The 26,651-nt window shown below is 43.9% G+C and carries 19 protein-coding genes and 1 CRISPR repeat array; of the genes, 9 read left to right on the forward strand and 10 right to left on the reverse strand.

What is annotated here, in order from left to right:
- Positions 1-79: 79 nt before the first annotated feature.
- Together ADH67_RS01755 and ADH67_RS01760 are read right to left on the reverse strand one after the other, a co-directional pair.
- The gene (locus tag ADH67_RS01755; protein ID WP_066591070.1) at positions 80-1,870 is read right to left on the reverse strand and encodes an IS1634 family transposase; all 1,791 of its coding nucleotides are present in this window, start codon (positions 1,868-1,870) and stop codon (positions 80-82) included.
- A gap of 556 nt (positions 1,871-2,426) precedes the next feature.
- Positions 2,427-2,967: a CRISPR direct-repeat array (repeat unit 37 nt; unit sequence GTTTCAATTGTACAAACTTACAACCTTCAACTGAAAC).
- A gap of 220 nt (positions 2,968-3,187) precedes the next feature.
- Positions 3,188-4,132, reverse strand: a complete 945-nt coding sequence (locus ADH67_RS01760; RefSeq protein WP_066591074.1) for a LysR family transcriptional regulator — start codon at positions 4,130-4,132, stop codon at positions 3,188-3,190.
- A 160-nt stretch (positions 4,133-4,292) separates the two neighbouring features.
- On the opposite strand from ADH67_RS01760, the gene argH reads away from it, so the two are divergent.
- A complete protein-coding gene (gene argH / locus ADH67_RS01765) occupies positions 4,293-5,801 on the forward strand; it encodes an argininosuccinate lyase (protein WP_066591076.1) in 1,509 nt (502 codons plus the stop codon).
- Positions 5,802-5,883: 82 nt separating this feature from the next.
- Positions 5,884-6,486: a MarC family protein gene (locus tag ADH67_RS01770; RefSeq protein WP_066591079.1), complete on the forward strand. Its 603-nt coding sequence runs from the start codon at positions 5,884-5,886 to the stop codon at positions 6,484-6,486.
- A gap of 333 nt (positions 6,487-6,819) precedes the next feature.
- Here ADH67_RS01770 and ADH67_RS01775 read toward each other — a convergent pair whose 3' ends face one another.
- Both ADH67_RS01775 and ADH67_RS01780 read right to left on the reverse strand, forming a co-directional pair.
- Positions 6,820-8,253 (reverse strand): NAD(P)/FAD-dependent oxidoreductase, encoded by a 1,434-nt coding sequence (locus tag ADH67_RS01775; RefSeq protein WP_201415703.1) that lies wholly within the window; start codon positions 8,251-8,253, stop codon positions 6,820-6,822.
- 293 nt (positions 8,254-8,546) lie between these two features.
- Positions 8,547-12,629: a DEAD/DEAH box helicase gene (locus ADH67_RS01780; protein ID WP_084081401.1), complete on the reverse strand. Its 4,083-nt coding sequence runs from the start codon at positions 12,627-12,629 to the stop codon at positions 8,547-8,549.
- Between the two features lie 85 nt (positions 12,630-12,714).
- Here ADH67_RS01780 and ADH67_RS01785 point away from each other — a divergent pair, with 85 nt between their 5' ends.
- From ADH67_RS01785 to ADH67_RS01795, 3 genes are all read left to right on the forward strand, one after another.
- The gene (locus ADH67_RS01785; RefSeq protein WP_066591088.1) at positions 12,715-13,209 is read left to right on the forward strand and encodes a 3'-5' exonuclease; all 495 of its coding nucleotides are present in this window, start codon (positions 12,715-12,717) and stop codon (positions 13,207-13,209) included.
- 129 nt (positions 13,210-13,338) lie between these two features.
- Positions 13,339-13,617: a type II toxin-antitoxin system RelE/ParE family toxin gene (locus ADH67_RS01790; RefSeq protein ID WP_066591090.1), complete on the forward strand. Its 279-nt coding sequence runs from the start codon at positions 13,339-13,341 to the stop codon at positions 13,615-13,617.
- Positions 13,617-13,943 carry a HigA family addiction module antitoxin gene (locus tag ADH67_RS01795; protein ID WP_066591092.1) on the forward strand — a complete coding sequence of 109 codons (327 nt, stop codon included), beginning with the start codon at positions 13,617-13,619 and terminating at the stop codon, positions 13,941-13,943. The genes ADH67_RS01790 and ADH67_RS01795 overlap by 1 nt, the downstream gene beginning before the upstream one ends.
- Positions 13,944-14,020: 77 nt before the next feature.
- On the opposite strand, the gene ADH67_RS01800 is transcribed toward ADH67_RS01795, so the two are convergent.
- The 3 genes from ADH67_RS01800 to ADH67_RS01810 all read right to left on the reverse strand — a co-directional run bounded on the left by ADH67_RS01800 (position 14,021) and on the right by ADH67_RS01810 (position 17,489).
- A complete protein-coding gene (locus tag ADH67_RS01800) occupies positions 14,021-15,718 on the reverse strand; it encodes an FAD-dependent oxidoreductase (protein ID WP_066591094.1) in 1,698 nt (565 codons plus the stop codon).
- 68 nt (positions 15,719-15,786) lie between these two features.
- Entirely contained in the window at positions 15,787-16,602 is an 816-nt protein-coding gene (locus ADH67_RS01805) for a helix-turn-helix domain-containing protein (RefSeq protein ID WP_066591096.1), read from the reverse strand.
- A gap of 20 nt (positions 16,603-16,622) precedes the next feature.
- Positions 16,623-17,489, reverse strand: a complete 867-nt coding sequence (locus ADH67_RS01810; protein WP_066591097.1) for a DMT family transporter — start codon at positions 17,487-17,489, stop codon at positions 16,623-16,625.
- 201 nt (positions 17,490-17,690) lie between these two features.
- On the opposite strand from ADH67_RS01810, the gene ADH67_RS01815 reads away from it, so the two are divergent.
- Together ADH67_RS01815 and ADH67_RS01820 are read left to right on the forward strand one after the other, a co-directional pair.
- Positions 17,691-19,388 carry a zinc-binding metallopeptidase family protein gene (locus ADH67_RS01815; RefSeq protein WP_066591098.1) on the forward strand — a complete coding sequence of 566 codons (1,698 nt, stop codon included), beginning with the start codon at positions 17,691-17,693 and terminating at the stop codon, positions 19,386-19,388.
- Between the two features lie 9 nt (positions 19,389-19,397).
- Positions 19,398-19,808, forward strand: coding sequence for a peptidase dimerization domain-containing protein (locus ADH67_RS01820; protein ID WP_066591099.1), 411 nt, complete (start codon positions 19,398-19,400; stop codon positions 19,806-19,808).
- Positions 19,809-19,985: 177 nt separating this feature from the next.
- Here the strand turns inward: ADH67_RS01820 and ADH67_RS01825 are convergent, their stop codons facing one another.
- The 3 genes from ADH67_RS01825 to ADH67_RS01835 are packed head-to-tail and all read right to left on the reverse strand — an operon-like array spanning position 19,986 to position 24,204.
- Positions 19,986-21,410 (reverse strand): lyase family protein, encoded by a 1,425-nt coding sequence (locus tag ADH67_RS01825; RefSeq protein WP_066591100.1) that lies wholly within the window; start codon positions 21,408-21,410, stop codon positions 19,986-19,988.
- Between the two features lie 10 nt (positions 21,411-21,420).
- Positions 21,421-22,875 (reverse strand): lyase family protein, encoded by a 1,455-nt coding sequence (locus tag ADH67_RS01830; protein WP_066591101.1) that lies wholly within the window; start codon positions 22,873-22,875, stop codon positions 21,421-21,423.
- 12 nt (positions 22,876-22,887) lie between these two features.
- Positions 22,888-24,204 carry an anaerobic C4-dicarboxylate transporter family protein gene (locus tag ADH67_RS01835; protein WP_066591105.1) on the reverse strand — a complete coding sequence of 439 codons (1,317 nt, stop codon included), beginning with the start codon at positions 24,202-24,204 and terminating at the stop codon, positions 22,888-22,890.
- A 62-nt stretch (positions 24,205-24,266) separates the two neighbouring features.
- Between ADH67_RS01835 and ADH67_RS01840 the strand changes: the two genes are divergently transcribed.
- Positions 24,267-25,397 carry a LysR family transcriptional regulator gene (locus ADH67_RS01840; protein ID WP_066591107.1) on the forward strand — a complete coding sequence of 377 codons (1,131 nt, stop codon included), beginning with the start codon at positions 24,267-24,269 and terminating at the stop codon, positions 25,395-25,397.
- A 109-nt stretch (positions 25,398-25,506) separates the two neighbouring features.
- Positions 25,507-26,367: a DMT family transporter gene (locus tag ADH67_RS01845; protein ID WP_066591108.1), complete on the forward strand. Its 861-nt coding sequence runs from the start codon at positions 25,507-25,509 to the stop codon at positions 26,365-26,367.
- The last annotated feature ends 284 nt before the right edge of the window (positions 26,368-26,651 follow it).

Below are 26,651 nucleotides of genomic sequence, written 5' to 3' on the forward strand. Positions count from 1 at the left end.
CCGCTTTCGAGCGGGTTTTAGTGTTTTTGGAGACCTGAAAAATTTCTGAGGAATGTATTCTGCCTGAATTCCGGACCTCCTAGGTGATAAATCTAGGAGGTTCTTTGATTCCTATGGCTTCCAAAGTTAATCTTATTTTCTTTGGAATTAAGTCCCAATAAAAGAATTGATTGTTTTCTGATTTCCGGCTTGTGACATCTATCACACTCAGCCCTCTTAAGAAGTCGGGGACATCGTCAGGCAAAAATTTTGCTTTTTCTTCCTGACAGTTTTCTTCTTCTCTTGCCCGGTGGAAACGCATTTTTAAATTCATCAGCAAAATCAAGCTTAGAAATAGAACAAATACTTTTCCTTCTAAAGCGCTTTCCTGGCAACGCATGCGGCGTCCCGAACATCTCTCTTTGAGGTTATTGAAGTTCTTCTCCACGATGTCTCTTTGCCGGTAAATTCTCAAAGCTTCAGCTGCCGAAGATACTGAGCTGGACACCAATACGAATAGCCCTAGTAGTTTTTCATTTTGCTGCCACAGTTCTTTGTCGTAAGCCCATCCTAGAGAGCCCTTGATAAAGAACTGTTTACGCAAGTCTGCTTCCGGTTTATTTAAGGGAGATTTAGCTTTAATTTTTTTCTGCAGTTTTTTCAGCTTTTTCAACAATGTTTCTCTTTCTCCGGCGGCACGGAATGGGTCAAGATAAACATGGATATACAGTGGCTTCCTTTCACGATAACCTGTTGAAGGATCGTAGTAAGACCAAGTAGTTGAAGATGTTTTGGCTTGCAGTCCATATTCTTCTAAGAATGTATCCACGCCTCCTAACTGCAATTCCCTGGCAAAACTGTTAATAACCGATTTGCAGTAATTAAGGTTGGTCTTAGAGCCGCAGATAAATCCAAGATTGTTTTTATAAAGTTGGTCAAGCAAAGAAGGTGAGCTAAAGGCTCTATCCATGACTAAGCTAACGTTGGAGGTATCCAATTGAGCGGTGTCTACCAACAACTGCCTTAAAGCCAGAGGATCAGAAATTGAACCTTCCAGAACTTTGTAATACAGAGGTTCTCCGGAATTTTCGGAAACGATCAGACCCAAGTTTAACTGAGGCAGTTCTGGATTTTCTTTGCTGTAACCATAGGCAGTTTTTCGGATGGTTTCAGAGTAAGAAGAGATAGAGGTGGTGTCAAAGCTCCAATAAAGAGAATTCTGCTCGGAAGATTTAGAGTGTTGAATCCTTTTGTGAAGAAATCGCATGACTTCTGGATTTAAGATGCTTTGAAAAACTTCGGAGACTTCCTGAGAGCTCAAGGGAGAGCAAGGCAGCCAAGTGTGATGGCTGTAGATCTCAAATTCTGAGGCAACGGCGCCCGGATCGGAGGCAAAGAAAATAGCCAAAGACAGAAGAACTGCCGCACGGTTTTTCCCAAATACATCCTCAAGATCAGTCAGCAGATGGTTTTGTTGGGCTATTTGCCACAAGACATAGGAGGCTCCGGCAGAAAGTCGAGTGTTCTGATCGAGTTCATCAAAGAAAGCCTGACGTTGTTGAGCCATGGGCTCAAGAGGTGGAAGCACCGCAATATTTGGACCGGCAAGACGTATTGTTCTTCCAGATAAGGTGGCCTTGCAGTCCTTTAAAGCAGGAAACTGACTTAAGAATTTCTTTCCTAGCTCTACTGAGTCATCATCAAAAATTCTTCCTACCGTTTTCTGGAATTGTTTCTGGCAAGTGGAGCCTTCCCATTTATTTCTGTAGAAAATCGCATATCTAATCCCATGATTGTTCTTAATAAAAATGGGTGAGATAACTCCTGACTCAATGAAATAGTTTTCTTGAGCCGAAGGATCAAAATTTGTTTGAGAAGTATCGGTTTTCATAGGAGATAATTATCACCTATTAAATATATAAAAAAGCTGATTCGTAACTCAAAAAGAGCACTAAATCAGCAAGTTATTAAGAAAAAGCAAGAAATTGTTAAATATGCACCTAGATTAACGGGAATTCAGGATTCTGGCTTGTCCGGAGTTGAGTATTTAACTTTTTCGTTATCACGAAATTCAACTATCACAGTTTTTTATGGGACCTTGATCTGAACAAAGAAAAAGACATAAAAAATGAGTAAGCGATAACAAGAAAGACAGACAGGGAAGAGGGGGAATAGATTAATTCTTGCAAAATAGCCTGCCACTCTGACACCGTTGCCAAAAATCTCTTAACTGGCTACCAGGAAAACATCGTAAAAAAATACGAGTGACGATGGCGCTGGAACCAATGACGACGCCAGCGAGAATTCCTCAATTTTTCGAAAAACAACAAGCGGGGGAGGGCTTTTCAATTCCAAAGGAAACTAACTCGGAGGGAGTACCGGATGGACAGGAGGAAGTTTCTTTGGCTCGGTAATAGAGGGAGGGTGAATATAAAATTTTTCGAAATGTTTCAATTGTACAAACTTACAACCTTCAACTGAAACCGTTCTAACACTTACTCTTACGTGATATTTCCAGGTTTCAATTGTACAAACTTACAACCTTCAACTGAAACTACTTGTTATGAGAAAGCCAATAGAGATCTCTCTTAAGTTTCAATTGTACAAACTTACAACCTTCAACTGAAACGTTGCACTTAGGTCCGTATACATGGGAGCGAATACGTTTCAATTGTACAAACTTACAACCTTCAACTGAAACAGTCGTATTAGAGACATGCTCGATGTCGTAAAAGGTTTCAATTGTACAAACTTACAACCTTCAACTGAAACCATGGAAGAACAATAACAACATTGTTGACCCGGCTCGTTTCAATTGTACAAACTTACAACCTTCAACTGAAACTTTTTTGAGAAATAGCTTTGAGCGTCATTCCTCGTTTCAATTGTACAAACTTACATCCTTCAACTGAAACCAGACTGCCAGATACATTGCGGTTAAGGTTAATCCAGTTTCAATTATACAAACTTACATCCTTCAACTGAAACTCAACTGAAATACCGTGTTGGCGAGGGTTACAATTATTTTTTCACTCAGAGTGAAATTCTAAATTGAAGGGTTCAAAATTCAGAATAGCAGACCTTGTTTTCTAACACGCTATTCTAATAAAAATCGACATATTCTAACCTTCTATCAATTTGAATGTTAGAATAAAAGAACAGCATTTTTTTTGGTAGAGAGCTTTTGGCATTTTTGTCTAGCACTCAATCAAGATTTATAGAGCCAAGGAATTAGCTGTGTTAGATCTCTTTTGAACTGTCCGTTCAAGAATTCTATTGATTTCTGCTTGATCTCTTCATAGCCAAATATATGGCTGTTCTTTTTATGAATCAGCACGATTTTTCTTGTGATTACAGGAGAGGGCATCGGCAAAATATTAAGGCTGTTAACAAACTCTGAATGCTGAAGCAAGGTTGCAGGTCTTAAAAAACTCCATCCAATGCCTTTCTGAATAAGTCTCACCATTACACCACCTGTGTCGACCTGAAGCCGGTAAGGTAAATGGAGAGAAAGTGAGTTCAGCATGGATTCTGTTATCACATCTCCTCCGGATGAGCGGTTGTATCGTAAGAACGGAAGGCCACAATACTTAAGATTATCCCAGGTAGGATGGTCTGTTGGAAATTTCAAAGATTTCGGCGTTGCTAAAACGGAAGGTTCTTCAAAAAGAACCGTTTTCGAGAACTTAAGAGCATCCGGAGTGCGGCTTGTAATAGCCCAATCTATTTCATCATTTTCCAACAGGTGAATTAGTCTTTCTGAAGTTCCCGAAAGCATTTTCATATGTTGGCTCTTGGAGAAAAAACATTGTATAAGGTCAGTGCCCAAACTATAGGAAAGACTTTCGATGATGCCGAATCGGATAACGGGAGCGTGCAAGTTTTTTTGCTGCAGCTTTGATAAAAACTCCGTCAGGTGTCTTTGTTCGTAACTCAGCTCATCAAATAGTAATTTGCCTTCAGGTGTTAATGAAATTGGTTTTGTTCTCCGATCCAGCAGAGGAACGTTCAGTTCCTTTTCCAATTGGTTTAAGTGGTATGAGATGCTGGATTGTTTCATGCCAAGAACGTCCGAGGCTTTCACTACAGAAAGCTGTTCCGCAACTGTCAAAAATATTTGACCATGCTTGCTAAAGACTGAGGTTTGCTTCATGTCATAGCTCACTTGATTGATTCTTCAATAGCTTAATATAACTACGACAAAATAGAAATTTTCAAACTTAATAATCTAACTTTTTGAACTTTATTGAGTCTCTTAGGCTGGAGGAGCATATTTAGTTTTGCCTCATTCCAAAGACAATAAGGAGTTCAAAATGGACGAAAAGCATCGTGGCAAAATTTCTAAAAAGCCGTCTCCAGAAGTTGTGAAGTATTTAATAAATCCAGCTATCAAACAAGATCTGGAAAGAAGCTATCAGACGATATTGGATATCAACAAGGCACACGTCATCATGCTTGTTGAAGAGGGAATCATCACCAGAGAGGTTGGCTCAAAGATTCTTGCCTGCACTCAAGAAATTGCAAAAATGCAAGAGAATCCGGCTTTTGAAATCAATCCTAATGTTGAAGATTTGTATTTCAATTTAGAGCGTTACTTGATTGAGCAAACCGGACCTGAAATCGGCGGACAGCAGCATACCGCTCGCTCGCGTAATGATTTATTTGCTACTGAACAGAGGATGGATATTCGCGGATATTTTCTCAAACTTTGCGAATCTTTCAATGGCCTTCGCCAATCCATTCTTGAACTAGGACAGAGCTGTCCCGATGCCGTCATGAGCGGATATACGCATCTTCAGCCTTCTGAGCCGATTACATTTGCTCATTACTGTGCCGGCATGCTTGAGGCGTTAGAAAGAAGTTACTGGAGAATTGAACGCTGCTGGGACGCCTTGAATCTTTGTCCCTTGGGTGGCGGCTCCATGGGATCTACGACCTTCATGATCAATAGAAACCGCACAAGCGAGCTGTTAGGTTTCAATAAGCCTCTTCAAAACTCTATTGACTGTACCGCAAGCCGTGACTATTGCTTGGAAATCATCGCTGCTTTATCTATTGCTGCATGTACATTATCTAGATTTTGTTTTGACTTGTATGTTTGGAGCACACCGGAATACGGATATCTAGAAGTCGATGATTCCGTTGCCGGATGTTCTTCCATCATGCCTCAGAAGAAAAATGCGCTGACTTTGGAATGCTGTAAGGCTAAGGCAGCTCACTTAGAAGGCTTCTTTGTTTCCGTTTTCAGTTCATTGAAGAATATTCCATTCACTCACTGCCGTGACTCTTCAACAGAAGCCATGAGATTTGTTTGGACGGCGTTGAATGAATTTGAAGCACTTATAGCTTTGCTTGACGTTACTGTTAAGACTTTGACTCTAAAGAAAGACAGAATGCTTCAAGCGGCCGTCGGGAACTATTGTACCGTCACTGAATTGGCGAACTACTTCGTTCGCCATGACGGTATCTCCTTCAGAAGTGCTCATAACGTTGTTGCCCGTCTGGTCGGATACATGCAGCATCATGGCAAACTCGCCAATGAAATCACCCGAGAGGAAGTAGATCTCATTTGTCTTGAAGTCCTCGGTAAGTCAACGACTCTTACGGATGAATTGATTAAGCAAGCTTTAGATCCTGAACTCAATGCTCAAAGCAAAAGGACTATCGGCGGCTCAAACAAAGAAGAAGTGCTTCGTCAATTAACAGAATTGAAGAACCAGCTAGGAAAAGACGAAAGAATCCTTGCCGGTAGAGTTGAGCAAATCAACAATGCAAAAGCTCTTCTTGAAGAAACCACAAATTTCATGGCTCAAGGCCAATAAGAGTTTCTGTAGGGCCCAAAGCTTTTTTCGTAAAATTGTGTCAAGTTAATATTTGAGGCGGCTTCATTGCCGCCTTTCCAAGATGACAGTTACAGATTTTTTCGCGCTTTTTGTTAAGTTCTTCTTTCTGATGACGCCTCCGTTTGTGATTTCGGTTTTTTTGGCTGTAGCACAGAACTATTCTCCTCAAGAAAAAGCTTCTTTGGCTTTACGTATTACGGTTGCGACTTTGTTGGTCAGTACCGTCTTGCTTCTTTGCGGAGGTTATATCTTTTCAGTGTTCGGCATCACTATTAATGCTTTCAGGATAGGAACAGGTGCAATCCTCTTTTTGACATCAGTGAGTTTGGTAAGAGGAGAAGATTCTTCTTTAAAAGTAAAAGGCTCACTCCATTCAATCGCAGTAGTACCTATGGCGATCCCTATCACTGTTGGTCCGGCAACCGTCGGCGCATTAGTGGTGTACGGCGGTGAAATCAACGGTTTTGTTGAATGGATTGCGTCCTTTTGCTCTATCGCTTTGGCGATTTTGTGCATCGGTTTCCTTTTGTGGTCTTCAGCTTACATTGAAAAAGCCATTGGAAAGAACGGTCTTGTGGTTATGAGCAAACTTACCGGGCTCATTCTTGCGGCTCTCTCCTCACAAATGATATTTGATGGAGCGAAAGCGCTGCTGTTTTCCTAGATCACTCTGTTGCTTATATAGTCTAGCGGTGATGGCGATTTCGTGTTTGACATATCGATATCTGCAGATCCAGGAAGTTAAGAGGTAATTGAGGAGGCGGGAGGCAGCCGGCTTTTTCCTAACCTTCGAATCTGTCAAAAATCTGTTTAATTTTTCCGGAGCTGGAAAAAGCTAGGCCTCCTTTTCTAAACAAAAAGGAGGCATATTCAGACTGAGGCTAACTACAAACCGAAAGGAACATGAAACATCCGGCTTGAATTGACACCACTGTTTCTGCCCTTGTAGACAAACAACAGACAGGAAGAATCAGGCAGGAAAATCTGCCCAACTCTTTTAAGATGCTGTGTTGCCGGGTGCCTTCGGTATCTCCGGAGTGTCCTTAACCGGATTCGAACATAGCGCTTCATCCTTACGAATTGAAATGGTATGGCGCTTCTTGCGTAACGGAAGAACAATGATTTGCAGAGCATTGCTGTACGTGAGATAACTCAAGAACCAGTCCATAAATATAACGATTCGATTCTTTACACCAAGAATATAAAAGAGGTGTAAACCGAGCCATAAGAGCCAGCCTAGTATTCCACCGAAACAGAAATTGCCAATCTCTACAACAGCGTGGCTCTTGCCAATAGTAGCCATCTGACCCTTATCAAAGTATTTAAACTCTTTGAGAGGCTCGCTATTAATCATTTTCTTTAAGTTGTAGGCAATATTAGTTGCCTGCTGCATCGCCGGCTGAGCAACCTGGGGCAGCCCATTAGGATATTTTTGAGTCGGAAAGTACGCTGTGTCGCCGATGGCATAAATTCGATCAAACCCTTTAACTCTATTAAATTGGTCAACGATAAGACGATTACCCGGACCATAGAGCTCTTTATCAAAGCCTTCCAGAGAATTAGCACGTACGCCTGCCGCCCAAAAGACGTTATAGGTATGAATGTCTCCATTCTTTAACTTCAGGATGCCGTTCGAAAAATCTTCAACTCTGGTATTAAACAAAAGTTCGACTTTTCGAGAAGTCAGGTAATCTGCAGCCTCTTTAGAAGATTTTTCTTTAAAGGCCGGAAGCAGACAGCTGCTGGAGCTGACAACGACAATCCGCATGAGATTAGCGTCTAAGTCGGGGTAGTCTCGCGGGAGCACGAATTTCTTCATTTCCGCTAATGCCCCGGCAAGTTCCACACCGGTTGCACCGCTACCGACAACCACAAAAGTCATGAGTCTTTGTCTTTCTTCTGCGCTGTTGGTAGAAAGAGCCAGTTCAAAACTTTCTAGGATCTGATTGCGGTTATAAAGAGCTTCGGACGTTTTCTTCAGAGCCATTGTATAGAGGGCCAAGTTTTTATTGCCGAAGTAGTTTGTGTCCGCGCCGGTTGCTATGACCAAATGATCAAAGGTAAGTTTCCCGATAGTGGTGTAAAGAATGTTTTCTTTCGGGTCTACACGCAGTGCTTCGCAGGCACGAATGTGGAAACATTCTCTGCCGCGAAAGATGTTTCGAAAAGGAAACGAAATGGTGCTTGGTTCAATAGCAGCGGTAGAAACTTGATAAAGCAGCGGCTGAAAAACATGATGGTTGCTTTTATCAATTAAGACGATCTGGAAGTTCTCATCCTTGAGCTTGCGCGCCAGAGTCAGACCCCCAAAGCCGCCCCCGATAATGACGACGCGCTGGCGCCCACGTTTATCGGGAATGTTCATCCAAACATGTTCGTCCTTGTATGTTTCTTCGCAAGCGCAATCTTCAGATTCAATAAATTCACTCACTTTTCGCACCTCATATACCATTTGTGGAGGTATATCACACTGTGTTTCTTATGGTCTTTTTCAATCCAAAGCTTGAGCCTGCTCAGTTCGGTATCGAAAAAAGACATTCTTTCCTTTTGAGAAGGTGGAAAATCTTAGAAGCCGAAGGAAACGGAGACAATAAGAAGTATGAAAAAATTAGTGAAAAAATCATCCATTCTATATAAAAAATCATCCGTTTGTTCGAAATACTTCTTGCTTAAAATGGTGTGGAGGAAAGCCGGCCGTTTTTGTAGTAACAGCCGGCAAGTTGTCTAAACGCTAAGAAGTTTCAAAATTTCTTCCTTACTGAGCTTGCTCGACATATCTGCGCCTTCCAATAAGGCGTCAGCCAGAGAACGTTTGGTTAAATGAAGGTCGATAATTTTTTCTTCAATCGTGTTCTCTGTAATGAGCCTGTAAATCGTGACGGCTCTTTCTTGACCAATGCGGTAAGCTCGATCGGAAGCCTGATCTTCGATGGCAGGATTCCACCACGGATCCAGATGAATAACGTAGTCCGCTCCTGTCAAATTCAAACCAAGTCCTCCTGCCTTAAGGCTAATCAAAAAGATTGGAGTTAAGCCGGTTTGAAATTTCTCTACCAGGCCTTTTCTTTCGCTGGTTGGTGTGGAACCGTCCAAATACAAGTATTCGATTTTTGCTTCATCAAGAACTTGTTTAATCAAAGCAAGATGAGACGTGAACTGACTGAACACCAAGGCGCGGTGATTATTGGCAATCAAATCTTTAACCAACTCCAGGAAAACGGAAGCTTTGGATGATGGAATGTCCAGTTTGGCATCAACGAGCTTGGGATTACAGGCAGCCTGACGCAGTTTGGTCAAAGCTGCCATAGCCTGAATAGAATTAATTTCACCGGAAGCAAGGTTCTCCAGAGTGTTGTTTCTGAGATTTTCGTAAAGCGCGGTTTCTTCCGGAGACATCGAGACTTTAATAGTGATTTCCGTTTTTTGCGGCAGCTCTTCCAATACCTCCGCCTTCGTTCTTCTCAACAGGAACGGAGAAATCATTTTTTTAAGAAGGCGTTGTTGGTCTTTATCCTGATATTTCTCAATAGGAATGATGAATCGTTCGCTGAAATCCGGCAATGAGCCGAGCAGGCCTGGGTTCGCAAAATCAAATAGGTTCCAAATTTCACTTAAATGATTTTGGATCGGAGTACCCGTCAGCAAGACACGGGCTTTGCTCTTTAAAGAATGAACATTCTTTGATATCTGGGATGTTCTGTTCTTGATGGCGTGAGCTTCATCAAGTACTACAACATTCCATACCGGCTTAGACATGTTTTCAATTTCTGAGCTAAGAACGCCGTAGGTACAAAGCACAACATCGTTGTTGCCTGCGGTTTCTAAGATCTTTTTACGGTCTCCGGAATTAAAGATGTGAATATTCAGCGACGGGGCAAAGCGGGAGATTTCATCACGCCAGTTATAAAGAACGGAGCTCGGTGTCACGACAAGACTTGGGCCTTGCGAGGCTCTAAATAACAACAGTGTGATGGTTTGAATCGTTTTACCCAGACCCATATCATCAGCCAAAATGGCACCTGCGCCCCAGTGGGCCAATCTAGCTAACCACTCGAATCCGTCGATCTGGTAACTTCTTAGTTCTGCTTGTAAAGCCGACGGGACAGAGACGTTCAGGTTGTTTGCAGAATCAATCCGAGAGAGAAGATCTCGATACTCTTGGTCTGCATTTAAGCTGACTCCGGCATCTTCTAACTCTTTCAAAGAGCCGGCGTTAAAAGCAGAGATTTCCAGTTCTTTCTTCTTTTTATGAGTGACTTTGGCGATCTGCGAGAGAACTTTTTTGAGCTTATCGCTGATTGCTACGTACTCTGTGTCATCGAGTTTAATGAACCGGCCTTTGGCTTCGCGGATTTTATCGAGGAGCTCATCCATTTCTAAGGCCGTTTTGCCGTCAAGCTGAACTTTTCCTTGCATGGTCAGCCACGAGCCGATGCTGCGAATATTGAGATTTATGGAGTCAAATGTAATTGGCGGTTTATCAACTTTGAATTTAACTTCCTGCGGCCAAGCGATGTCGCAAATTCCCTTGTTTTCTCTTAATACTTCCATGAATTCCAAGACTTGCTCCGTGTTGAGGATCCAAGTGTCTGAATTTTCTTGGTAGTCAGAAAAGCTCAGAAGTTTATTTTCGATTTCTTCCCAATTTGTCTTTTCTTTCTTCAAATCTCGGCTGACCGAGACAAGCTCTTTATTGACGTTAACCGTGACAAATTGCAGGCCATGACCCGGCTCAAAAGCCATGGTTGAGCCCGGTACCGGCCGTACGACGGCGTGAACTGAATAACAGTTGTAATCTGTCGGCGAGAATTGAAAAGTAATTTTGCTTACAGCTTTAGCCGTCGGCTTCATCTCCTTATCGCTGACAAGATCAGAGAGTACCGGAATGTCCGTACTAATCTCTTTGATCATTTGGGTCAGCGGCTTAACGCTTCTTGCCGGAAATGATTTGACTTTGTTGAGCTGACCTAGGATCTGCTGTTCTTCATGGGAGAGATGGTAGATTTTTAATACTTCGGGAGACTCCCAAACGGACAGATAATCATATGTCAGCAGGGCGGCCTGCGAAAAATTTTCCAAATTATGATGAGGAACGATTTCTCCGTTCTTATTTTTAGTAAATGATAGTTCCAACGAACCTTTACATACCTCTATCCTCTGCGATAGATCTGTGTCCAAACGGTAGACGTAGGGATAGCCTATGAGGTGAGACATGGCCTCCGCGCCTCCCAGTCTGGAAGAGACAAAGCGTTCGCCTCCTTCGACCAAATTTCTAAGTGCATTTTCAACCGGGCCTGACGGAGAAGTTGATTTCTTAAAAGCAGAAAGAGTTAGGGACTTGCCTGACGTCCAGGATCCATTTTTAGTTCTTTTCTGGAGTCTTGGCCAAATCTCGAGCGTATCCTCGTCGATTTCATAGACGAAACGCTCAGAATCTTCAGTATCCGGTCTTCTGGTTCTGCCGTTTTGTATTTGGATAATCCGCTCTATTACTCGTTCCCATTCCGCTTGAACTTTAATGAGAGACATTAAGGGAGGAACGCCAAAATCGCAGGTCTTGTTGTCATAACTGAAAGTGGTTTCTCCGTTTTCATATTTTTCCGGGTTGAGAACAGCATCTGCTTCTCTTCGGAAGAACATGGGAAGTTCCGGAGCCTCTGAATAAGATTTTAGGTTGTCTCTCTGGGTGGACTCGGGCCTCAGCTTCGTGCAAAGGAGGGCCCACCAAAAGCTAAAAGATTCGGGATTGAAACCTTGCAAATAATATCTGACTGCGTTGTCCCATTCGGAGGATTCCGTATCTGTAATCCGACTGCAGAGTTCAAACAGAATTCCGCCGTCTCTTGGGATTTTTGTTTGTTTAAGTGATGCTAAAGAAACGGCTTTTTTAAATAAAGAAGGATCTTGCTTTCCAAGCAAAAGATAGATTCCCAAAAAAGTATTGAGGAAAGGATCATCTACCACACGCTTATTAGAAATTTCCTTGCATGCCTTCTGAATTGTAGCGACAGCTTCTTTGTAGTGTCCTTCAAAAGTATAAAAAAGAGATAAGAAGAAATAGGCCGGGATCTGGGCTACAACTTCGGCCGATATCTTGTGAAGATTTGCGCCGTTGAAACAATCAATATAGAAAAGGAAGAATTGACTTGGCGTAATTTCAGCGGCATCCAATACTCCTTCTTTTTCTTTGTCTAACAGGAAACTCTTGAGGTTTTCGCATAAATTTGCTGCCAAAACTATCGGTTCACGTCGAAAAACGGCCACAAATTGATCCCAGAAAGCCTCTAATACATTAGAAGGAAGAGAGCTCAAAAAGTTGGTTTTGCCGCTTAAGAAAGCCATCCACACGAGAACCGCCTGGATGTACCGAGACTCAACCATTCTTTGGTATTCTCGCTCGGAGAAGGTATTGCCTTTGGAGAGATTCTTTTTGAAGCAGCGAACAACTTTTGCGAGTAGGAGTGCTCCGCTTTTATCCGTAAAACAATACTTTTGGGAGATTTGGTCCGCAAATCCGGTGATAATTGTTTGAGAAACGTGCAAAAACAAAGAAGCCGCAAACAAAGGATTTACGCAAATGTCGTCCACGTCAGGATCCTTTGCCAACTTGTACCAATAATCTTCGTCAAACATCCAAGCAGGCACCGAAGAATCTACGAGGTACCAAGGCAGCCCGAGTATGCTTCGCATTTGTTGAATTGCGTAGGGATCTCCGTCGCCATTGGTGAGACAGACCAGTAAGCAAAACTCAATACTATCTGAAGTTTTTTCGTCGATAAAGTCTTGGATGCTTGGTAGGAGAAACATGATGTTCGGTTTCAACTTTTTAAAAATATTGATTTTAAGTGTCCGGTAGGACAAAATCTAAAGATTCAAGAGAGGAAAGGAAAAGATGCAGAATTTTGCGGCGATTGACTTTGAAACGGCCAATATGTACAGAACCAGCGTATGCAGCGTTGGTTTAGTCATTGTGCGAGACGGCATCATTGCGGATAAGTTCTACAGTCTTATTCGGCCTACACCTCACTTTTACACGTCTTTCAATACAAAGATTCACGGCATTTGCAAAGAAGATACTTTGAATGCGCCGTTATTTCCGGATGTTTGGATGCAAGCAGCCCCCCTTGTAGAGGGTCTGACGCTGGTTGCTCATAACAGTCCGTTTGACGAAGGATGTTTGAAGGCTGTGTTTGCTCATTATGAGATGCCGTATCCGGAATATCATTTTCTTTGTACCTGCCGAGCCTCCCGAAGAGTTATTGGAAACAGACTTCCGAACCATAAACTTCATACTGTCGCCCGTTATTGCGGCTACAACTTACTTAACCACCACCATGCATTAGCTGATGCTGAGGCCTGCGCCGAAATTGCGTTGAAGATCCTTTAATAATTCGGTGGAAAGCAAAACGAATACAGCGCAACTCGATTAAAAAGAGGTTTTGATTTAGAACCATCTATTCGCTGTTGCATAAGATTAAACACCAGGGTATACTGTTGCATATTGGTAAACGGAAAAATGATAAAAAGCTGGGCTCACAAAGGTTTGAAGAAGTTTTTTGAAACTGGATCTAAAGCAGGAATTCAACCAAAACACGCTGATCGGCTCAGTGAACTCCTTTTCGTCTTGGACTCAGCAACGGAAGTACAACAACTAAATCTTCCTGGTTACCGCCTCCATAGCTTATCAGGCGATCGACAAGGTACTTGGTCTTTGACTGTTTCAGGAGGATGGCGTATCACCTTTGAATTTCATGAAGGGGATGCGTATATCACAAATTACGAGGATTATCACTAATGGCAAAAATGTTTAACCCGCCACATCCGGGACGTATAGTTAAGTCAGCAATGGAAAGTCTGGGACTGAGTGCTCGTAAGTTTGCAGCTAATCTTGGTGTCTCTCCGGCTACTGTTACAAGGCTCGTAAAAGGAGAGATCGCCATTTCTCCGGAAATGGCCGTTAAGCTCAGTGCGGCAATTCCGGGACCCGATGCCGCTATGTGGCTGCGTATGCAGGCAACTTATGACGCTTGGCAGGCCGAACAGCGGATCGATGTGAGTTATATTCAACGTTATTCCATCAAAGGTACTGCCGCGCAGGATTTGTTTAACCAAGATAGTTAATGAGGACTTCCGCTGACCTCAGTCAGCGGAAGTCCCCATCCTTTTCTGATTTCAAGGAAGCCTTCGTTCCATGTCAGTTATTTGACGTTTGCAATATCGTCTGCTGCTGAATCGGCAGCCAGCTTACCTAAGATAACTCCAATAGAAACACCTTGGCCGTATTGAGCTGCAGCTTCTCCGCTGGCGTAAAGTCCCGGGATGACTTTGCCTTCAGGAGTTAATGCTCTTCCTTTTAGATCAATTTTGATGCCGCCGTATGTGGTCTGGCTTGCCGGACTGATCTTGGCACCGTAATACGGAGCTTTGTCGATTCGTGAGAAGCGAGAATCTTTACGTCCGAACTCTTCATCTACGCCTTTGTACATTCCTTGGCGGTAACGTTCTACCGTTTTTTCTAAATTTGCAGCGGAAATACCAAGTTTTGCCGCTAATTCGGGAACGGTAGCAGCTTCCACGAAATATCCGGCTTCCTTGTATTTTTTCATCAAGGCAGCTCTATCGATAGAAGCCTGATCAAAAATCAGATAGGCATGTCCGCCTTGTTGGTCTTTGATAGCTTTTCCCAGAATCGGAGTCAGTGCTAATTCATTAACGAAACGCTTTCCGTCTGTATTAACAAGAATGGCGCCGTTGTATCTGACATTGGTTAATGACACTGCTCCATGGCCGGTGTCATAAGCCACTGTTTGAGGTCCGGATTTTTCCATCTGAGCCAGACCAGCTCCGACTTTTTGAGCCATCTCTAAGCCGTCGCCTGTAGCGCCTCTGCTGGCAGTTGAAGGATAGCCGGCCCACATAGGTGTGTATTTTTCAACGAGTTTCGGATTGGACGCAAATCCGCCGGTGGCTAAAACGACTGCTTTGGCGTAAATGGTATAGGTGCCGTTATCGTTTTTAACTTTAACGCCCGCAACTCGGCCGTCTTTGACATAAAGTTCCTCGGCTTTTGTGGACACTCTCGGTTCTATTCCAAGACTATCCATCTTCTTTTTCATTACCGGAACAAGCATGGATCCAAGAGCGCCGCCATCTTTCGGCGTGTGCTGAGAGCCGTTAATAACACGGCCAAGATCAGCTCCCATATTAACGAGCCAGTCTGTGGTTGGCCCCGAGAGTTCTGCCAAATTCTTTAAGGAAGCATCATCCGGTCCTTTGCCTTTTAACTTTTTGTAATAGTCTTCCGCTGTATACGGTTTCTCAAGCGCCATCTGAACCTTGCTGCCGCCGGCGTTAAAGGCAGTGGAGGACAAGGCTGTTGTACCGCCAATCATCGGAAGCTTTTCTACAAGAATAACGTTAAGACCTCTTTCTTTTCCTTGGATGGCCGCTGCCATACCGCTGCCGCCGGCACCAACCACTACCAAATCCGTAGATTCATCTTTGTTTGGCACAGCATCTTGCTTATTTAGCGCAACCGGCTTCAAGTCTTTTTCACTTCCGCCGGCTTTGTCCAAAGCTTCTCTAACTGCGTTTTTGAGAGCGTTGCTGGTGTTTGTGGCTCCGGCTAAGCCGTCAATAGCTAAGGATTGCGAAGCGATGATTTTGGACGGCAGCTGCTGAATAGCTGTTTCGCCGATCATGGGCGTTTCGGAATTTTTAAGAACTTTGATGTCTTTGATTTGAGAATTTTCAATGGTTGTTTGAACGACAACCGGACCGTTATTTCCTTTTCCTGTAGTTTCATAAGTGCCGGAGGTCAGAGCACCGACGGCGGCAGAACTGGAAGTGAGGACGACAATAAGTGCAGCTGCTTTGTTTAATCTGAAAAATTTCATTTTTTCTCCTTGAGAATCAACTTATTTTTTTCAGAATAAACCTTGGTGTAACACACAGGTCAAGTGAGTTAATCGGTATTCTTTTCTATTCTCACTCGAATCAAAATGAAGAATTCAGTCTCTTTACCGTTTCCCTCAATAGCCAGCAGGCGTCCGGATGATTGATGAGAAAAGCGCACTCCAAGCCCCTCAGCTTTTTTGAATAAAGGCAAAAGGTCTTGTCTTGAGAGGTTGAATATATCCGGGACCTTCAAATAAATAATCAGAAAACGACCCGGCGGAATGGTTTCGATAGGAGGTGCAATTTCCAGCCGGAATTGTTCGGCGTATTTGTTGATTACGCCGAGGCCGAGGCTGACAGAGTAGGGGCCGGAAAAAGCCGGATTTTGCAGCTCTTCTTTTGGTATTTTGAGGGAGATATGCGTGAAAGGAAAGTGCTCAGCCCACAGTTTCGCAATTTGTTTTATCTCTTTGGAAGGAACCGCAGACCCGAAGGTATAGATATCGTGAATTGAATCTCTCTCCACCACTTCTACGGTAGGCACGCAACGGTTTGTTTTCTCCAAATATCCTTGGACTTCATGCAAACGCAGTTCCAGTTCTTGTAATTTCTCTATTTGTGCTCTTACTTGACGGGACTTCTCCGACAATATTTCTTTCTGATGAACAACTGAAGAATTGTTGTATTCCAGTACTTCAGGCAATGGAAGGCCGAGGCTGCGCAGGATTCTGGCGTTGGCGAGCTGAAGAAAGTCAAATTCGTCGTAGTACTTGTATTTGTTCTCAGAATTCGTTACAGGCGTGACGAGTTTGCATTCCGTATAGTGTCTTACAACATCTGATGTCACACCGAGTGCGTCTGCGATGGCCTTAACAGTTTGCATACTTAATAATCCTGCCGAACTTAACGGTTCTTTTTGAGTTTGGAAATGATGAAATAGCTGCTTACGGCACTCCCAACGATGAACACTATTCCAAGCATTTGGAAGGCTGTGGGCATTTCATTAAGAAACAACCATCCCAAGATTACAACAAAAGGCGCTCCTAGGAATAAATAAATGGAGTTGAGAGTGCTGTCTCCGTACTGCCAGGAAAAGGTCTTTGCTATTTGGAAAAGCAGCGTCAAAAGAACAGCTAAAAGCAAGAAAGGATCTGCAAAGAGATTCAATAGATTTTTGTCGTCGGTACAAAGGCTTCCTATCAGACCAACCATAGCGGAAGCAAGTGAAAAGTAGAAGGTTGTCACCAGTGTGGCTTCATGTTTCTCTCCAAGTTTTCTAAGGACCAGCATTCCTAGTGCCGCCAGAAGGCCGTATGCAACACAAATGGGAGTTAAAGGATTTGTCAAAATTTCACCGTTCATTTGAGGATTCAGAACGAGGAGAATTCCGCCGAAGCCTAGAAAGAGAGGAAAGAGAACGGCAATACTGAAACTGCGGGAGGAAAAACAAAGAGCCAAAACCACCCAAAAGGAGGCCGTGTAATTGAAGCTTTGAGCTACGGCGGCCGGCATATTAAAAATGAGAATGATGTTGGCGAGCACGGTCAGAACGCCAAAAAGACAGCGAAGAAAAATTAAGCCTGGATTTTTAGGTAGAAAACTTTGATGTTTGGCGGTCAACAGTACAGCTGTCAGCAGTGTTACCAACACGTATTTTGCGAACATGAATTCGAAAAAAGAAAAAGATTGTCCGCAAAGTTTGGTAGCAATGGTCAGACATGAAAAGAAAAATGCTGAGGCAATCAACCACAAGGAATTGGTAATTTTCAAACTCTCCTCCTATAGGACTTGAGGTTAAGGCGGTTTGGAAAACCTGTAAATGCGAGTTAATTCTTACGGCTCCGGTCATACTGTGAATTTCTCAAAAGCCAGATGTGTCCTTTACGACACTTGTAAGGACTTGTTATTGACCGGGTGTAGTGCCGCAGGTAGGATAGTTGCGTCACTTTTATTTTTCCTAAGGAGGTGCACATGCAATTAAAATTTTTAGCTGTTTTGGTCTCCAGCGCTGTTTGCTCTTCGCTGGCTTTGGCTGCTGTACCAAACGTTTCTGAAGCAACTAAAGCTTCAGCGGAAGCTATTAATTCCGATCCGGTAATGCAGAAAATCAAAAAAGAATTAGAAACACCGGAAGCTCAGAAATGGAGATTCAATACTCATATGGAAGTCGTCAGAATCGCTTCTCCTTCTCGTTCTGAATTGAGAAGACAAGAAGAGCTGATGAGAAGATTTGTTCAAGAATGGGGTATTGACGAAAAGAACGTCATGTCCAGAGTCGGCGGAAACTTGCCCGGAGCAGGACTCCAAAAAGTTGACGGACTTCCCGTTTACAACGCCTGCGTAAGAATTCCCGGAACTTATTCTCAGACTGCCGGCGCTCAAACTTATGCCGGTCAGGGTCCGAAAGTTTTGTTAGAAGGTCATATCGATACTGTTAATCCGCCGGTTCTTCCTCCGAAGGATAAACCCTACATGCCGATCAAACTTCAAAAAGCCGATTCTCCTCTGGTCAAAACACCTCAGGAATTAGCGGCTATTCCTGATGAACTGCATTTCGATAAGAACGGCAAAATCATTGAGGACGAAAACTATCAAAAAGCCTATAAGAGATATGCAAGCCTAGACGATGCCATTGCTAAAGGAGGCTATCGTCTCTACGTTCCGGGCTACAACGATGCAATGATTAATACCGCCGCGGTTATGCAGATCGCTCAGATCTTGACGAAATACAAAGTTAAGCCGGTCTATGACCTGTGGGTATGCGGGACCGCCGGTGAAGAAGGAAAAGGCAACTTGGCCGGTATGAAACAGTTATACGGCTACAGCCAAGACACCGGTAAGGGCAACAATGCATTGAACTTCGTGGCCAATATTTCCGCTGACAGTACACGCCCCGGTTCCGGTGCCGTTAACTATCTCGGCTCTTATCGTTTTGAAATTAAGTACATTGAGCCGAAAGGCGTTAAAGCCGGAGCACAGCAGCCATCCGCTTTGATGGCAATGAACCGTGCAGTTGCAGCCATTGCCGATCTCAAGACCCCTTACGATCTTGACAAGAATGCTGAAAGAACCACTTATACCGTTGGCGTCGGCGAATGTACAAAGGCTCCTGAAGGAGGCAGAAGCGAAGAGTGCACTTTGATGGTTGATATGAGAAGCCCGACCCCGGAACCTCTCTTAGCGATCAGATCGAAGATCGAACCTAAGTTCCAAGAAGCGATGGATGCAGAAAATGCAAAATTCGGCCTCAAGAAGGGAGATCCTAAAGCAGTCAAAATGGAATTGGTTTGGTTCGGCGACAGACCGGCTCACCGCAGAACAAACTACGATGATCCCGTCGTTCAGATTCATTGGCAGGCTGCAGACACAGTCGGCATTGACCAAAGAAAAGCACTTGCTGAAGGAGCTCCTTCTTTGAATGACAACGTTCCTGCTGCCGTTGGTGTTCCGACTATCAATATCAATGTGGGAACTCCGGCTGCGGGTGGCGGCGGACACACATGGTATGAATGGGGCATTCCGGGTGACGGAAGAGCCGAAGGAAACCGTGTATACCGCATGATTCTCATGGGATTGATGGCCGCAGGCTACAACACCGCTGACGGTAAAGTTGTTAAACCGTTGCTTGACCCGATGGGCAAGAGAACCACTGAAGAAGTTTATAAGTAGGAGGCAGAAATGAAGAAATTACTTTTAATTGGTTTGTTCGGTCTTTGTTCTGCCGCTAATGCAGCTGTTTTTGAAGTTGAAATGACCGGTCCGGGAGGCCACTCCAATGGCAACTACGGCAACGTTAATGCCGTTCATGCCGGAGCACGTGCAATTCTTGCATTGGAAAAAGCACTTCCTTGTGCTTCCGCCTATAACTTCAAGGGTGGCGCAACGGTAAATGCTATTGCCGGCGATGCCAGATTCTTGGTTAACACCGGCGTGTGCAAAGAAGACGCGGCTGCTCTTCAAGAAAAGATCACTGCAGCAGTAAAGCAGGGAGCTGATGAAGAAAATGCATTCCGTTCCGTGAAAGCAGGGGACCTTGTCAAAGGTTTTCCGGCCGAGATTCGTTTTTCTGTGAAACAAGTCGGCAAATAAACTTTGAGCAACTCAGCTTTTAAAGAAAAGGCTGAGGCTTAAAAATTAAGACATCCTTCTTCTTGTAATTTTGAGGAAGGATGTCAAATTTTTAGTCTAGAAACCTTTTTCTTCTTATTTCTCGAAGAAAGGCGAGGATTGGAAGTTCCTCGCTTATTTAGATTACGTTAGAAAACACTAGACCTTTCTGTAATTTTGATATTTGGCGAATAAAGCTTCCATCTTTTCAGGTTCTACCAAATTGTTGATATCAAAAAGTTCGTCGATGACTTCGTCAGGAAGGACTCCGGCCTTTTTTGCTGCTTCTTTGCAGGTGATATCTTCGTCGATAGCGATGTGGGCAATCTTAGTACCAACTTCATATCCAAAGAGAGCCGAGACCATCGTTGCTAATGAAGTGGATTTTTCAGTCATTGCTAAGCAATGCTCTCTATTTGCAGTTATACCTTTGATGCATTTGTCGGCGAAAACTCTCATTGTCCTACACAGCAAATCGCTGCTTTCAATGAAACTCTTGATTGGAACGCCGGAAGACGTTCCGAGTTCCAGCCAGCCGGAAAGAACGCCAGCAACTAAGCCTGCATGATTGGAACAGACTCTGTCTGTTGAGAGGAACACCATTTCCGGAATAACAGGGTTTACTTTGCCCGGCATGATAGAGGATCCCGGAGCCACGGCAGGCAGATTGATTTCTCCGAATCCGGCTCTAGGTCCTGAACCGAGAAGACGAATATCTCGCGCAACTTTCCATACTAAAGTTGCTAGGGCTTGCAGGTGAGCATGAGCTATGACCAAGCCATCTGTTGCCATCATTCCGTCAAACAAATCTTCTTCCGTATGGATTGGGCGACCGCAAACGTCTGACAGGTGTTTATCAATGACTGCTCTAAATCCCGGCATGCAACCCATGCCTGTGCCAACACAAGTACCGCCGATGCAGGATTGGTTCCATCTTGCTTGTTCCACGGCTATTCTCTTGGCCAATCGTTCGGCAGCATGAGCAAAAGCACCAAATTCTTGGCCGAGAGTCATAGGAACGGCATCTTGGAGGCAAGTACGTCCCATCTTGATGACATCCTTGAACTCTTCCTGTTTTTGGCGAAGAACCTGAGCAAAGTACTTCGTAGCTTCAACAACTTTTCCAAGTTCATCATGGACGACGATTTCTTTAGCCGTCGGAATCAGGTCATTGGTTGACTGACACATGTTGACGTGGGTGTTCGGATGAATGCCGCCTTTACTTTTATCTCCGGAAATTAATTCATTAGCTCTGTGGGCAATGACTTCATTGACAATCATGTTAGCCGGTGTGCCCGAGCCTCGGTAAATGTTGACAACGAAATTGCCTTTTAGTTTTCCCTCGACGATTTCCCAAGCGGCTTTCTCGATGTATTTTGCTTTTTCGGGATCCAAAGCGCCAATTTCTGCATTTGCACGTGCACATGCGATTTTGCAAAGAGCAACTGCACGCATGTAAGGCGCATAATCATCCAATGTCAGCGGTCCCACATCAAAAGCTTCTTTATTTCTTTCAGAAACTATGCCCCAGTAAGCTTCGTCAGGAAGCTCCATTGTGCCTAATCCGTCATGTTCTTGTCTCATTTGGTTTCTCCTAGTCGATTTTTCTGAGGCTCTTAAACTTATTGAACATTTCAATTGTGGCTTTTCTATCGGCCAGCTTTCTGACATCAAAGAGTTCTTCGGCTACTTTAGGCGGAATCAATCCTTCCTCCAAAGCAACTTCTTTGCACGATTTTCCTTCGTTCCAGGCTTGGTGAGCAATCTTTGTGCCGGTCGGATAGCCGTAAAGAGCAGAAACCATCGTTGCTAAAGAGGTACTCATTTCTGCATTCTGTCGTGCTTTTTCTGCGTTGACCTTTATACCTTTAATGCATCTGTCTGCTACCAGGCGGAAGCCTTTGTCAATGAGTTCGAGAGACTCCATTGCTCCTAAGAAACTGCCGCAAGTTGAAGAGCAAAGATCCAAGTCGGATTCGTTCACCGTCAAGGTTGCCATCATGTCATGCGAAATAATTTGCTGCATGATCTGGAGGAGTAACTCAGGCATGTAAGGATTGATTTTGCCCGGCATGATGGAGGATCCGGGAGCAATCGACGGAAGGATAATTTCGCCAATTCCTGTTCTCGGACCGGAACTGAATACATAGAGGTCATTGCCGATGCGGCCGCCTGCACATGCGATAGCCTTCAAGACACCCATCAAGTAGATGAATGAATCGTTGTTCTGAGAGCCGTCAAACAGAGCAGAGTCCTCGATAACTTCTTCAGCAAACTTAGCTTGCTTCATCTCAAAGCCAACGACTTTAGACAAATGCTTATAAACTGTTTCGTTATATCCCGGAAGTTCGCCCATGCCGCTGCCGAGTACAGTGGCGCCAAGGATGGTTTCTTGATATTCCGGCAGCAAATTCTCCAGCCGTTTTCTATTTCGGGCGATGAGGCTATGCCAAGCACCGAAAACTTGACCAAAAGTCATCGGCACTGCATCTTGCATACAGGTTCTGCCTAAACGGGGAACATCTTTAAGCTCCTTGGCTTTTTCCGCGAGAGCATCTTCAAAATACTTCACGGATTTCAATGTTTTGGCAATCATCCGGTACAGAACGATTGCTTCGGCTGCAGGATAGATATCGTTTGAGGATTGACACATATTCACGTGTGTGTTCGGATGAACCGCATCGTATCCTTTTTTTCCGGTAAGGATTTCATTGGCTCGGTTGGCAATGACTTCGTTAACGTTCATATTGACGCCCGTGCCATGGCTTCTCCAAATATTTACCGGAAATTGATCAGCAAATTTACCGTCAATGATTTCCTGACAAGCCTGCACAATAGCCTTTGCTTTTTCCGGCTCAAGGGCGCCTATTTCTTCATTGGCAAGGGCAGCGGCCATTTTGACTTCAGCAACAGCTTTAATTACGTGAGGTAATTCATTGAAGGTATGGTCGGTGACGTCATAATTCTGGGCACAGCGGACAGTTTGGATGCCGAAGTAGGCATCATCCGGAACCGGCAAAGAGCCTAATGAATCTTTTTCAATACGCATTTTTAGTTCCTTTTAGAATACAAAGTAAGAGATAACAAGACCGATAAAGATTGAGCTAATGCAGGTGACAAATCCAGGAAGTTGGAAGCTGTGGTTTAAGACATAGCTGCCGATCTTGGTCGTCCCCGAACGGTCGAAGGTGATTGCAGAAATTGCACTGCCGGTTGCGGGGAAGAAGAACAGACCATTGACGGCGGGTGCAAAAGCTACCAAAGAGCCGAGCGGCAAACCAAGGGAGACGCCTAGAGGCATAATTGAACGGGTTGTAGCACCTTGGCTCAGGAGCAAAGCAGACATAACGAAAATCATAACGGCGAAAAGGATCGGGAATTCGCGAACGATTCCGCCGAGATTATCAATAATCATGGCTTTATGGGCTAAGAAGAAAGTATCCGTCATCCATGCGATACCGAAGATTGCAATCACACCGGTTATACCTGCAGAGAATACACTGCTCTTAGCGATATTTGAAGGTTTGAGGCCGCAGGCGAAGACTATTAAGAAGGAAGTAAAGAAGGCAATGATTTCAATTGCATTGGGAATTGAAAGATATGTGTCCTTGCCGTTTATCATCCAATGCGGCATTAAGGATTTAACGCTGCCGAGAAGAACGATGGAAGCAACACCGAGAGCAAAAAGTGTGACGGAAATTAAGGCTTCTTTTGTTGGTTTGTATTCCCGAGAGGCTCCTTTTCCTAAAGTAATTTCACCCGATTCAATAAGCTTTTTGAATTCCGGATCGTTTTCCAGTTCGAGGCCTTTCTTGTAGACACTGACAGCACCAATCATGATACCTAGGAAAATGGCAGGTACTAAAACCAGCATAATCTGACCAAGAGAAACCCCTTGAGCCGCAAGAACAGCAAGAAGGGCAGCTGTGGAAGCTGAAACCGGGGAGGCGGAAATTCCGTGTTGGCTAGCAATCAAAGCGATTGACATGGGCCGTTCAACTCTGATCTTGGCTTCTAAAGCAACTTCGCAGATCACCGGATAAACAGCCAGCGCAACGTAACTGGTTCCGGTAAATACCGTGAAAAGGAAAGTAACTATTGGAGCCATGAAGGTGATTCGGTTGGGATTTCTTCTGAGAAGTTTTTCGGCCAAATGTACCAATAAGTCAAGGCCTCCGGCGACTTGCAGGCAAGCGGCCATAGACGATACTGCAATAATGATAAGTAAGACATTAACAGGAGGCGAGGCAGGTCGCAGGCCGAAAATAAAAACAAGTATGAAAAGACCGACACCGCCCGCAAAACCCATGGCGACGCCGCTCTTTCTCGCGCCGATCATAATGCACGCCAATATGACTAAAGCTTGAATCCAAAACATAGACAGCTCCTTATCAGGTTGAGGTTTATTCTTGTATAACTTTGCAGCAATGGTGGTAAAGTGTGAAAGAACATGCTTCCAAAGAATGGAAAACATTCCCGTGCAAACTCATAGCACACCGGAATATTGACGGAAAGACCTTTGCCCACGGAGGTTTTAAGAATATGACTGATATTTCTAACGCATCCGATTTGTTTCTGAACAAAGCAGCACAAATTTTTTTGAAGGCAGCCCAAACGAGCAGTTTTACAGAGGCCGGGGAGAGGTTCGGAATGACTCAGAGTGCGGTTTCCCGAATAATCAAGCATTGGGAAGACGAGTGGAGAGTGCCTCTCTTTGAAAGGAACAGCCGCCCGGTCAGACTTACCCCGGAGGGACAAGTCCTGAAGCAAGAACTGGAAAAGTATGTGCTTTCTTTCGGAAACCTAGCTCAAAACATTCGGCAAGAAAACAAACTCAAGCCTCTTATTAGGATTGGATGCATTGAAAGCCTTAGCGTTGATCTTCTGCCGAAACTCATCATTCGGCTCCGGAATAAAACCAGACAGTTGGTATCAGTAGTCGGTACTTCAGATGTCCTCCATCAAAAGCTTTTAAGCGGAGAGCTTGACGTGATTTTCTCGAGTGATTCAACGGTGGATTTAGCAAATTTGAAGCGGCAGAAAATTTTTCAGGAAGGAAGCCTGCTGGTTTTTCCAAGAAAAATGGAAAACTCGAAGTGTTGGAAGTCTTGGGACTCTCTTAAATTTTGCGGTTTGCCTTTCCTCAAATACCATCACTCCAGCGGGGGAGGAAAACTTAATGAAGTTTTTTTAGATACCTCGGGAATATCTTTCCCTCATCAACTTGAGGTTGACAGCAACAGTACAATGCTCGCCTTGATCAGTGAAGGAGTCGGCTGGACAGTGTCCAGGGCGTCGACGATTCTTCAGAACAAAAATTTTATGGATAAGGTGACCTATCGCCCAATGCCGGCGCCCCTTCTTTCAAGGAAAGTCTATGTGCTTGCTAGAAGAAATGAGCCGGAGATTCTAATGAACACTTTTATTGAAGAGGCATGCCGAATTCTCCGGGAAGATATTTTGAAAGAGTTGGTTGATATTGCTCCATGGATGAAACAAGAAATCTTTGTGTTGGATCCTGAGTCAAAGCTGTTGAAAAACATTCAGGGAAAACCTTTGAAGGATTCATAGATGGAATGTTAGGCATTCTGTTTGCTCACTTCTGTTAGCAAAAAACATAACGTTAAAAGAGAATTCCTTTCTAAGAGAAGAAGGAAGAATTTCAAGGGAAAGGAAGAAAATGAGATTATCAGGCCCTCTTTTTGTTTTGATTGGTGCCTTGTGCTTCAGTTTTTCGGGAACGATCCAGAGTTTTGCACCGGAAGCAGCAACACCATTTACTGTTACTGAAGCTAGAATGGTTATAGGAACTTTAGGTCTAGCGGCTTTCTGCTGGGCTGTTAAAAAATTTCCGAACTCTTGGTCCTCTTTTAATTTTAAATTTCTCGTATTAGTGGCTTTGTGTTTATATGGCTTCCAACTATTGTTCTTCTCGTCACTTCCAAAGACGGGCGTAGCCGTCGGAACCATTGCTGCTATTGGCTCAACGCCTATCTGGACGGCGATCATTGAGAAGATCGTTTACGGTAAAAATCCTTCAAAGATTTGGTATTTCTCGACCGTGACAGCGATTGTCGGCATTGTTTTATTGAATTTAGAGAATTTCAATTCGACCATCCATTGGATTTATTTGCTTCTTCCTCTGTTGGCCGGGCTATGTTATGCCGGCGAAATTGTAGCCGCGCCGAAGGCGATGGAAGGCGTCTCTTCAGAATCGGCCATGGTAGTGGTCATGGGTTTGGTGGCTCTCATCAATGCACCCATGCTGATGTTTTTCCCTATATCTTGGATCGCTACGGCACAAGGGCTTAGCTGTGCAGTCGCACTTGGTTTAGTAACGGCATCTTTGGCGTTTGCCTTTTTCTTTACCGGTGTTCGGCATACCAAAGCAAGCGTTGCTTCTACTCTCGGTCTAGCTGAGCCGATGGGAGCGGCCTGCTGGGGGATTTTCCTGCTTCATGAACCTTATTCTGCTTGGACTTTGCTGGGTATCGGATTAATTCTGGTTTCTATTTTGGTGTTGAGTTTGAAGAGCGAATAATTGCAGAATAAGTTCGGATTTAACGACGAGGTGGAGAGAATTTGATAAGACCCAGGAGACACTTTTATTGTTTTTGTTGAGGTTCTATGATTTTTCCGAAAGGGATTACAAAAATTAGACACTGAAGAAATTCGGCCATATTTCTAATTTTTTGAGAGAGCGGTGTAGAAGTGTCTTCGTGCTCCTATAACTACTTTTTTTCATATGAAATAGCATACGTTTTCAATCACAGCAACTAAGAGTTGAATTCTCTGCATTTTGTTGGAGTTTTTCTCTTTATCTCT

This window comes from Turicimonas muris (assembly GCF_002221595.1).
Lineage (GTDB): Bacteria > Pseudomonadota > Gammaproteobacteria > Burkholderiales > Burkholderiaceae_F > Turicimonas > Turicimonas muris.

Bases quoted from the DNA above. Each gene is read 5' to 3' on its own strand.
- ADH67_RS01845 (WP_066591108.1), top strand. From the start codon at position 25,507: ATGAGATTATCAGGCCCTCTTTTTGTTTTGATTGGTGCCTTGTGCTTC.
- ADH67_RS01825 (WP_066591100.1), bottom strand. From the start codon at position 21,410: ATGAGACAAGAACATGACGGATTAGGCACAATGGAGCTTCCTGACGAA.
- ADH67_RS01805 (WP_066591096.1), bottom strand. From the start codon at position 16,602: ATGCAAACTGTTAAGGCCATCGCAGACGCACTCGGTGTGACATCAGAT.
- ADH67_RS01800 (WP_066591094.1), bottom strand. From the start codon at position 15,718: ATGAAATTTTTCAGATTAAACAAAGCAGCTGCACTTATTGTCGTCCTC.
- ADH67_RS01790 (WP_066591090.1), top strand. From the start codon at position 13,339: ATGATAAAAAGCTGGGCTCACAAAGGTTTGAAGAAGTTTTTTGAAACT.
- ADH67_RS01820 (WP_066591099.1), top strand. From the start codon at position 19,398: ATGAAGAAATTACTTTTAATTGGTTTGTTCGGTCTTTGTTCTGCCGCT.
- ADH67_RS01770 (WP_066591079.1), top strand. From the start codon at position 5,884: ATGACAGTTACAGATTTTTTCGCGCTTTTTGTTAAGTTCTTCTTTCTG.
- ADH67_RS01785 (WP_066591088.1), top strand. From the start codon at position 12,715: ATGCAGAATTTTGCGGCGATTGACTTTGAAACGGCCAATATGTACAGA.
- ADH67_RS01830 (WP_066591101.1), bottom strand. From the start codon at position 22,875: ATGCGTATTGAAAAAGATTCATTAGGCTCTTTGCCGGTTCCGGATGAT.
- argH (WP_066591076.1), top strand. From the start codon at position 4,293: ATGGACGAAAAGCATCGTGGCAAAATTTCTAAAAAGCCGTCTCCAGAA.
- ADH67_RS01815 (WP_066591098.1), top strand. From the start codon at position 17,691: ATGCAATTAAAATTTTTAGCTGTTTTGGTCTCCAGCGCTGTTTGCTCT.
- ADH67_RS01780 (WP_084081401.1), bottom strand. From the start codon at position 12,629: ATGTTTCTCCTACCAAGCATCCAAGACTTTATCGACGAAAAAACTTCA.
- ADH67_RS01795 (WP_066591092.1), top strand. From the start codon at position 13,617: ATGGCAAAAATGTTTAACCCGCCACATCCGGGACGTATAGTTAAGTCA.
- ADH67_RS01835 (WP_066591105.1), bottom strand. From the start codon at position 24,204: ATGTTTTGGATTCAAGCTTTAGTCATATTGGCGTGCATTATGATCGGC.
- ADH67_RS01755 (WP_066591070.1), bottom strand. From the start codon at position 1,870: ATGAAAACCGATACTTCTCAAACAAATTTTGATCCTTCGGCTCAAGAA.
- ADH67_RS01760 (WP_066591074.1), bottom strand. From the start codon at position 4,132: ATGAAGCAAACCTCAGTCTTTAGCAAGCATGGTCAAATATTTTTGACA.